The sequence below is a fragment of the Methanospirillum hungatei genome, assembly GCF_020216685.1.
Lineage (GTDB): Archaea > Halobacteriota > Methanomicrobia > Methanomicrobiales > Methanospirillaceae > Methanospirillum > Methanospirillum hungatei_B.
The window spans coordinates 1-7,668 of sequence record NZ_JAIWNS010000219.1; the positions used below are offsets into that span (position 1 = coordinate 1).

The window sequence follows — 7,668 nt, forward strand, 5'->3', positions numbered from 1 at the left end:
ACAACCATCTCCTGGAGGCAGGTCAGGTCGGTTGAGATAAGATATTATGATGAAGGACAGGAACATCTGCTTTATCTGTTTGCGCAGTTCTGGCTGATCATCGCTGTTGTATTGTTATTACCGTTTTTCTTATCCAGAAAAAATTAGCGCACACATTCACTCCCGGTGGAAGAACATATCCACCAAAACCCCATTTGATGCCCCAAAAGTGACCTGACCCTATGCGGCACCTCATCAAATAGCCCTCATGAAGAATGATCAGGCCATCTGTCAGAACCCGACTGACAATGATGAAAAAAAAGTGCCCGGAAATTTCCCCTTTTTCTCACAGAAAATATTGCATAATAGATGTTTTTATTAGAAAATAAACGAAAATTTTAGATTTTATTGAGATCCTGATGATTAAAATGACCTGAAATCACGCGCAAGCCCTAAAACGAATTAGAAATGACTTATTTCGATTATACACCGAGATCAAAATCCCAGTTTTGCCGTAAATTTAAATTTCAAGGATAAATCGATAATTTTTCATTAAAATGGTTTTAAATTGCCTAAAATCGTTTTTAATGCTCAAAATGCGGAATTTTTCAATTTGAGCAGTTTTGATCAGAGTAAACCTTAAATCCTCAGACATACACGTGAATGAGTCAAAAGGAGATACACCATGATAGACACACTTGTTCCAACCAGAGAAGGAATCGCAACCGCACCAGCAAAGTCAGATCAGGAGATAATGGAGGAGTTTAAATCCAGAAACGCCTGGGGTCTGTATACAAGCGTTGATCTGAAGAACTGCAACCCGGAAACCATCAGAGATGCAGGAAAGATCAGGGAATTCGTCGTTCAGCTCTGTGACCTGATTAAGATGAAGCGGTTTGGAGAGCCACAGATCATCAACTTTGGCCCATGTGAGCGCGTAGCAGGATATTCCATGACCCAGCTGATCGAAACCTCACTCATCGGAGCACACTTTGCAAACGAGACCAATGCTGCCTACATTGATATCTTCTCATGCAAAGAATACGCCCCACAACTCACCGCTGAATTCTGCCGGGAATTCTTTGGTGCAGATAAGGTAACCGTTCATATTGCATTCCGGGATTAAACCCTCAATACCCTTTTCTTTTTATCCTTTTTAAAACCCGTTGGTTTGACTCTGAAAAAATGATTACGCTGCCAGCACGGCTTTGGCAACCTTTTCTCCAAATCCTGCCGCAGCGGGCGGACCATTCGCAGTTATTACCCGCCCGTCAGACACAATCGGTTCAGGCTTGTATGTCGCCCCCCCTTGCCTGAGCTGTTGAATGGCGACGTCATCATTCCATACCGTTGCCTGCTTACCCTTCAGTACTCCTGCCTGTGCAAGAACTACCGTGGAAAGGCAGATGGCCGATACTATCTTTCCTGCAGCATCAAACTCCTGTACAAGGGCCTGGAGAGATTTATTGTTCCACAGGTGATTCGGCGACCCGCCACCACCCACAATCAGTATTCCGGCATAGGGAGTAATCCCGGCCTCGCTGACGTCACGAACGGTCTTTTCAATAAGAACCTTCCCACCCAGCATCCCGATTGCAAGGCCGGTCTGTGTTGAAACGATATCATACCCGATTCCAGCCTTTTCAAGATATTTTATCGGTTCGGAGAGCTCTTCATCGCGAAACTGTACCGGGGCAATGACAATCAGAACCTTCTTTTCCACTGACATGCTCCTCACTGCAGGGAAGTCTGCTCGCAAATCAATAAAGGTATGGATCTGAAGTCACGAAAAAAAGAAGAGAGGATGCTGGATTACTGTATTGATTCAGAGGCAATGAGAGTAAATTTGTGTGAATGAAGCAGACGAATCGCCTCTTCAACCTGATCTACCCGTAAGATCAGAATTGCCTTATTTTTACCAGAGAAGGCATAGGAGTACTCGATATTTATTCCTGCTTCACTGAGCTTTGATGCTATCTCAAAAAGGCCGCCCGGCTCATCCTTCATCTCAACCGCAATGACATGGGTGAATGCGACATTAAAACCCATGGAGGTGAGTTTCTTAAATGCAACATCAGGTTTGTCCACAAGGGCCCTGATGACACCAAACCCCTCCGCTTCCGCAATAGAGAAGGCTAGGATATTAACATTCTCCTCCTGACATGCCTTTGCCATTGCAGCCAGCCTGCCCGGTTTATTCTCAGAAAAAAGGGAGATCTGGCGGATCATATACTGTTCACAACTCATTATATCAACCTCTTGTCAATCACACGTTTTGCTTTCCCTTCAAACCGGGGCAAGGTTCCCGGTTCGGTCAGTTCAACCGATACCTGTACATTCAATGAGCTCTTCAAAACCTTTTCAACATGCCGCTGTGTACGCATCAGATCTGAAATCTTATCGGAAAACGCTTCCTTTGCAAGCTCAACTTTGATGAGCATCTCGTCAAGGGCGCCCTTGCGGTCAACCTCAATCATAAAGTGTTCTGCAACTTCCGGGATTCCAAGGAGGGCATGTTCTATCTGACTTGGGAAGACATTGATACCACGGATGATAAGCATGTCATCGACCCTGCCTGACAACCGTTCAAGCCGGGGATGGGTTCTGCCACAAGGGCATGGTTCTTCCCTGATAGCGGTGATATCACCGGTCCGGTATCTGATTATGGGAAGACCATCCTTTTGGAGCATGGTCACCACCAGTTCACCACGCTCGCCTGGCGGAAGAGGTTTTTGTGAGTCAGGGTCCAGAATTTCAGGATAGATCAGATCACTCCAGACATGAAAACCCTGTTGATATTCACATTCACAAAAGAGCGGCCCTGAAAGTTCACTGGTCCCGTAGATATCATAGGCGTCAACCCCAAGACTCTCTTTAATCCGAAGCCGCATCTGCTCACTCCAGGGCTCGGCTCCGACAATGGCTTTTCGCAGAAGGGTGTCATTTTTAATTGAAACCCCCATCTTCTCTGCAACCTCTCCCATATGCAGGAGATATGACGGTGTGCAGGCGATGGCAGTAACTCTCAGATCCTGCATCAGCTCGATCTGCCGCTCGGTATTCCCAACCGATGTCGGAAGGACCGTTGCACCAATCCGCTCAGCCCCGTAATGAAGACCAAGACCACCGGTGAAGAGACCATACCCATAACTGACCTGCATCACATCTCCCCGTCCGATACCGGCAGACGTCAGAGCGCGGGCAAGGGATTCGGTCCAGTTATAGATATCGTTCTTCGTGTATCCGACAACCGTAGGTTTTCCGGTCGTTCCTGATGACACATGATACCGAACCAGTTCCTCCTGTTCGCTCATGATCAGACCGTCAGGGTAGGTATCCCGGAGGTCTTTTTTATGCATAAAGGGAAGCCGGATAATATCCTCCAGTGAATTAATATCATCAGGATGGACCCCTGCTTCCTTCATGCGCTTGTGATAAAATGAGGAAAAACTGTAAACCCGGTAAACAAGGGTTTTCAGGAGCTTAAACTGAAGCTTTCGAAGGTCAGCGACGGGCATCTCCTCGATACGCGGATCCCAGCACCGCATCAGTCATCACCCCGCCGATCAACCACCCGTTTTGCTTTTCCTTCAAAGCGGGGCAGAGTTCCGGGTTCAACCAGGTGAACCGTCGTCCTGAGCTCGAGAACATCGCGGAGAGACTTTATGACCTTATTCTGTACATTCTTTAGATCAGCCAGTTCTCCATGGAAATTCTCACGGGAAACCTCAACATCAATCGTCATCTCATCCATATGGTTTACCCGGTCAACATAAACCATGTAGTGATTGCCGACCTCAGGGATGGAGAGAAGGACATGCTCTATCTGACTGGGGAAGACGTTGATACCACGGATGACCAGCATATCGTCACTTCTGCCGGTAAAGCGGGCAAGTTTGGGACCTCTGCCGCAGGGACACTCGTCCTCCATGATCATGGTGATATCACCGGTCCTGTACCGGAGGAGCGGCATTGCCTCTTTTGTCAGGGGAGTGACTACCAGTTCTCCCCGTTCTCCAGGACCCAGGTTCTCACCAGTCTTGGGATCAATAATCTCAACCAGATAGGAGTCATGCCAGATATGAAGCCCGTTATGTTCAGAGCATTCAAAGGCAACCCCTGGACCGTAGAGCTCACTCATCCCATAACTGTCAAAGGCCTCCACACCCAGTTTCTCCTGCAGTTCGTTCCTGGTCTTCTCTGACCAGGGTTCGGCACCGAAGATACCTACTCTGAGGGAAGACAGATCCATCTTCATCTCAGCTGCAGCCTCTGCAAGATGGAGACCGTAACTTGGAGTACAGTGAATAGCCGTAACTCCAAAATCATGAATCATCTCTATCTGCCGTTTCGTATTGCCAGTTCCGCTTGGGACCGCGGTCAGACCTGCCTTCTCTGCACCATAGTGGAACCCGAGTCCGCCGGTAAACATCCCGTAATTAACCATGTTCTGAAAGACGTCATCTTTCGTAAGACCCACCATGGTCAGGTTTCGTGCAATCAGATCTGCCCAGGTGTTAATATCTCCGGCAGTATACCCGACAACCGTGGGTTTTCCGGTAGTCCCCGATGTTGTATGGATCCGGACGACATCCCTGAGCGGGACTGCAAGAAACCCAAAAGGATACCCGTCACGCAGATCAGTCTTCCGGGTAAATGGTAATTTCTGCAGATCCTCAATCGTTTGAATATCAGACGGACGAAGACCGGCTTCCTTAAACTTTTTCTGGTAAAACCCGACATTGGCGCAGCGGGACACTGTTTCACGAAGACGCTTTTCCTGAAGTATCTTCAGATCTGCAGGTTTTATCGTCTCAATTGCCTCATCCCAGAACATAACCGTGCTATCCTGAACTCCTCATAAGAAGTCTTTGATAATTACGTTGGAAGGGAGAGTGAATAACCATTGTTACACGATAACATGGAACATGGATTTTGATAATATGAGATAAACAGAGGAGAAGGTGTACTAATATTATCAATAATCCTGTTTTTAGAGGGGATCTTCAGGATAACCCCTGGATTACCTGACAGGGATCAGGGGAAAAACAAACCCTGAAAAAACCCATTCCTTTATCTTTTGATACTCCCTTTTAGAATTATATGCAGGTTGTCGGCATCAACAGCAGCCCGAGGAAGAAGAGTAACACAGATTTATTACTGACCACTGTCCTGACCGGTGCCTCTGACGGTGGATGTGAAACGGTCCATATCGATCTTTACAATTATGAGATTGAGTATTGCAAAGCATGTGATACCTGTTATAAAACAGGATCCTGTGTCCTTATGGATGAATTTCCTGACATCTATGAAGTCATACTGGAATCAGACGGAATCATTCTGAGCAGCCCGAACTATATCAACAATGTCACCGCCAAGATGAAAACCCTCCTTGACCGGATGGCAGACACGGTCCACTGCCAGCGGCTTTTAGGAAAATATTCAGCAGCGGTCAGTACTGCGGGAGGCTCAGGGGCACAGGAGGTTGCAGATTATCTGAACCAGTCGCTTTTCATCATGGGGGCCTCTGTTGTGGGATCGGTGGGGGTCAACCTCTCTGACGGTGAGGAGATGTTTCAAAAGGGGGTGGATCAGTCCTATCAGCTCGGAATCCAGCTTGCCGATGCAATTCTCACGAAGGCAGAATACCCTGACCAGCAGGAAGGACATGCAGCCATGTTGGAGCGGATGAAACAACTGGTATCATTCAGGAAAGACGAGTGGCCCTATGAATACGAATACTTTACAGACAAAAAGTGGCTATAGAGGAGAGTATTCAGGCTGTTTTAATCCTGGCAACTTCCTGAAGACCGAGCATCTCAATACCCATCTCCCGCATTTTAAACTTCTGAATCTTTCCTGAAACCGTAATCGGGAAGGAATCAACAAAGGCATAATACCGGGGGATCTTATACCGGGCAATCTTCCCGTCTGCATAGGTCCGAATCTCGTCCTCGGTCAGAGACGCCCCTTCCTCAAGTTTTATCCATGCCATCAGCTCTTCACCATACTTCTCATCCGGAACCCCGATGACATATACATCGGCAATCTTTGGATGCTGATGCAGGAACTCTTCAATCTCCCGCGGGTAGATATTTTCACCACCACGAATGACCATGTCTTTGAGCCTGCCCTCGATATGGACGAATCCTTCAGGATCAAATGACCCCAGGTCTCCGGTATGAACCCACCCATGCTCATCTTTTGCCTGCCTGGTTGCAGTCGGGTTGTTGTAGTAGCATCGCATGGTCATGTATCCCCTCGCACAGATCTCACCGATCTCTCCACGGGGGATGATCTTCTTCGTCTCAGGATCGATGATCTTGATCTCGGTATGGGGGAAGACCCGGCCCACGGTAGTCACCCGTTTATCAAGCGGGTCGCGGGTGGTGGTCATCGTTACACCCGGAGATAATTCGGTCTGACCATACACAATGACCACTTCAGACATGTGCATCTTGGTTGCAACCTCTTTCATCGTCTCAATCGGACAGGGAGACCCTGCCATGATGCCGGTCCGCAGTGATCGGAGATCGAATTTTGCAAAGTCTGGATGCCGGAGCTCAGCGATGAACATGGTCGGAACGCCATGAACCGCCGTGCACCGTTCGGCTTCTATGGTTCTCAGAACATCCCCCGGATCAAAGGCCGGGCCGGGGATGACCATCGTTGAACCATGCGAGACACAGGCCATATTTGAGAGGACCATACCAAAACAGTGATAAAATGGAACCGGAATGCAGAGACGGTCCTTCTCGGTAAAGCCCATACCTTCCCCGATGATGTACCCGTTATTTAGGACCCCATGATGGGTCAGCACGACTCCTTTCGGGTACCCGGTGGTTCCCGATGTATACTGGATGTTGATGGCATCATCAAAGTCAAGTGATTTTTCGCGTTCTATTAATTCATCCTGGCTGATACTCTCTGCTTTTTTCAGGAGGTCATCCCACTGGTACATTCCGTTGTACGGAATATCGCCCATGAATACGACGGTTTTAAGGAACGGAAACTTCTCTGAGAGGATGCGCCCGGGCCGTGACTCATATGCCTCAGGGCAGGTCTCGTAAAACATCCCCACATAATCAGAGGTCTTAAACCGGCCCTGAAGGATGAGCAGTTTGATCTCTGACTGTTTCAGACAGTATTCAAGCTCAAATGTCCGATACGCCGGGTTGATATTGACCATAATGGCCCCAATCTTGGCCGTCGCAAACTGCACGATGATCCATTCGGCATAGTTCATCGCCCAGATTCCAACGCGATCCCCTTTGTTGATATCAAGGGCCATAAGACCCCGGGCAACCTGATCCACCGCCTCCCGAAACTGACGGTATGTAAGTCTGATCTCCTGTTGTGGCGATACTATCGCTTCGTTTTCAGGATACTTCTCTGCAACCTCGTTCAGAATCTCCCCGATGGTCTGGCCAAGTAGCGGGAAATCTGCAGTCCCACAGGCATAACTCAGTTCGGGAGTGGCCTTTGAATCCATTGTTCTCAGGTGGACTCTCCGTGAATTTATCTGTCGCGACTGACGATCATAATCTTTAAATCAGCTTTCGTACTACCTATATGAGCACAGGGGTCGTGGCCTAGTCCGGCATGGCGACGGGCTCCAGCGGTCTTTGCATCCGGTGCAGATGATGACAAATGGGTCTTCTGATTTGGTGATGATCCGTTGGAGCACTG

7 protein-coding genes are annotated in these 7,668 nt (G+C 48.3%); 2 read left to right on the forward strand and 5 right to left on the reverse strand.

What is annotated here, in order from left to right; all coding sequences use genetic code 11:
• Window positions 1-664 precede the first annotated feature (664 nt).
• Window positions 665-1,105: an S-adenosylmethionine decarboxylase gene (gene speD / locus LDL35_RS13175; RefSeq protein WP_304023218.1), complete on the forward strand. Its 441-nt coding sequence runs from the start codon at window positions 665-667 to the stop codon at window positions 1,103-1,105.
• Window positions 1,106-1,168: 63 nt separating this feature from the next.
• Here the strand turns inward: speD and LDL35_RS13180 are convergent, their stop codons facing one another.
• The 4 genes from LDL35_RS13180 to LDL35_RS13195 all read right to left on the reverse strand — a co-directional run bounded on the left by LDL35_RS13180 (window position 1,169) and on the right by LDL35_RS13195 (window position 4,816).
• Entirely contained in the window at window positions 1,169-1,708 is a 540-nt protein-coding gene (locus LDL35_RS13180) for a DJ-1/PfpI family protein (RefSeq protein ID WP_304023222.1), read from the reverse strand.
• Window positions 1,709-1,791: 83 nt separating this feature from the next.
• On the reverse strand, window positions 1,792-2,226 hold the full coding sequence (locus tag LDL35_RS13185; protein WP_011448619.1) for an ACT domain-containing protein: 435 nt from the start codon (window positions 2,224-2,226) through the stop codon (window positions 1,792-1,794).
• Window positions 2,226-3,527 carry a phenylacetate--CoA ligase gene (locus LDL35_RS13190; protein ID WP_304023228.1) on the reverse strand — a complete coding sequence of 434 codons (1,302 nt, stop codon included), beginning with the start codon at window positions 3,525-3,527 and terminating at the stop codon, window positions 2,226-2,228. The genes LDL35_RS13185 and LDL35_RS13190 overlap by 1 nt, the downstream gene beginning before the upstream one ends.
• Window positions 3,527-4,816, reverse strand: a complete 1,290-nt coding sequence (locus LDL35_RS13195; protein WP_304023231.1) for a phenylacetate--CoA ligase — start codon at window positions 4,814-4,816, stop codon at window positions 3,527-3,529. Before LDL35_RS13195 ends, LDL35_RS13190 begins: the two co-directional genes overlap by 1 nt.
• Before the next feature lie 266 nt (window positions 4,817-5,082).
• On the opposite strand from LDL35_RS13195, the gene LDL35_RS13200 reads away from it, so the two are divergent.
• Window positions 5,083-5,745, forward strand: coding sequence for a flavodoxin family protein (locus LDL35_RS13200; RefSeq protein WP_304023234.1), 663 nt, complete (start codon window positions 5,083-5,085; stop codon window positions 5,743-5,745).
• 10 nt (window positions 5,746-5,755) lie between these two features.
• Here the strand turns inward: LDL35_RS13200 and LDL35_RS13205 are convergent, their stop codons facing one another.
• Window positions 5,756-7,471 carry an AMP-binding protein gene (locus LDL35_RS13205; protein WP_304023237.1) on the reverse strand — a complete coding sequence of 572 codons (1,716 nt, stop codon included), beginning with the start codon at window positions 7,469-7,471 and terminating at the stop codon, window positions 5,756-5,758.
• Window positions 7,472-7,668 lie beyond the last annotated feature (197 nt).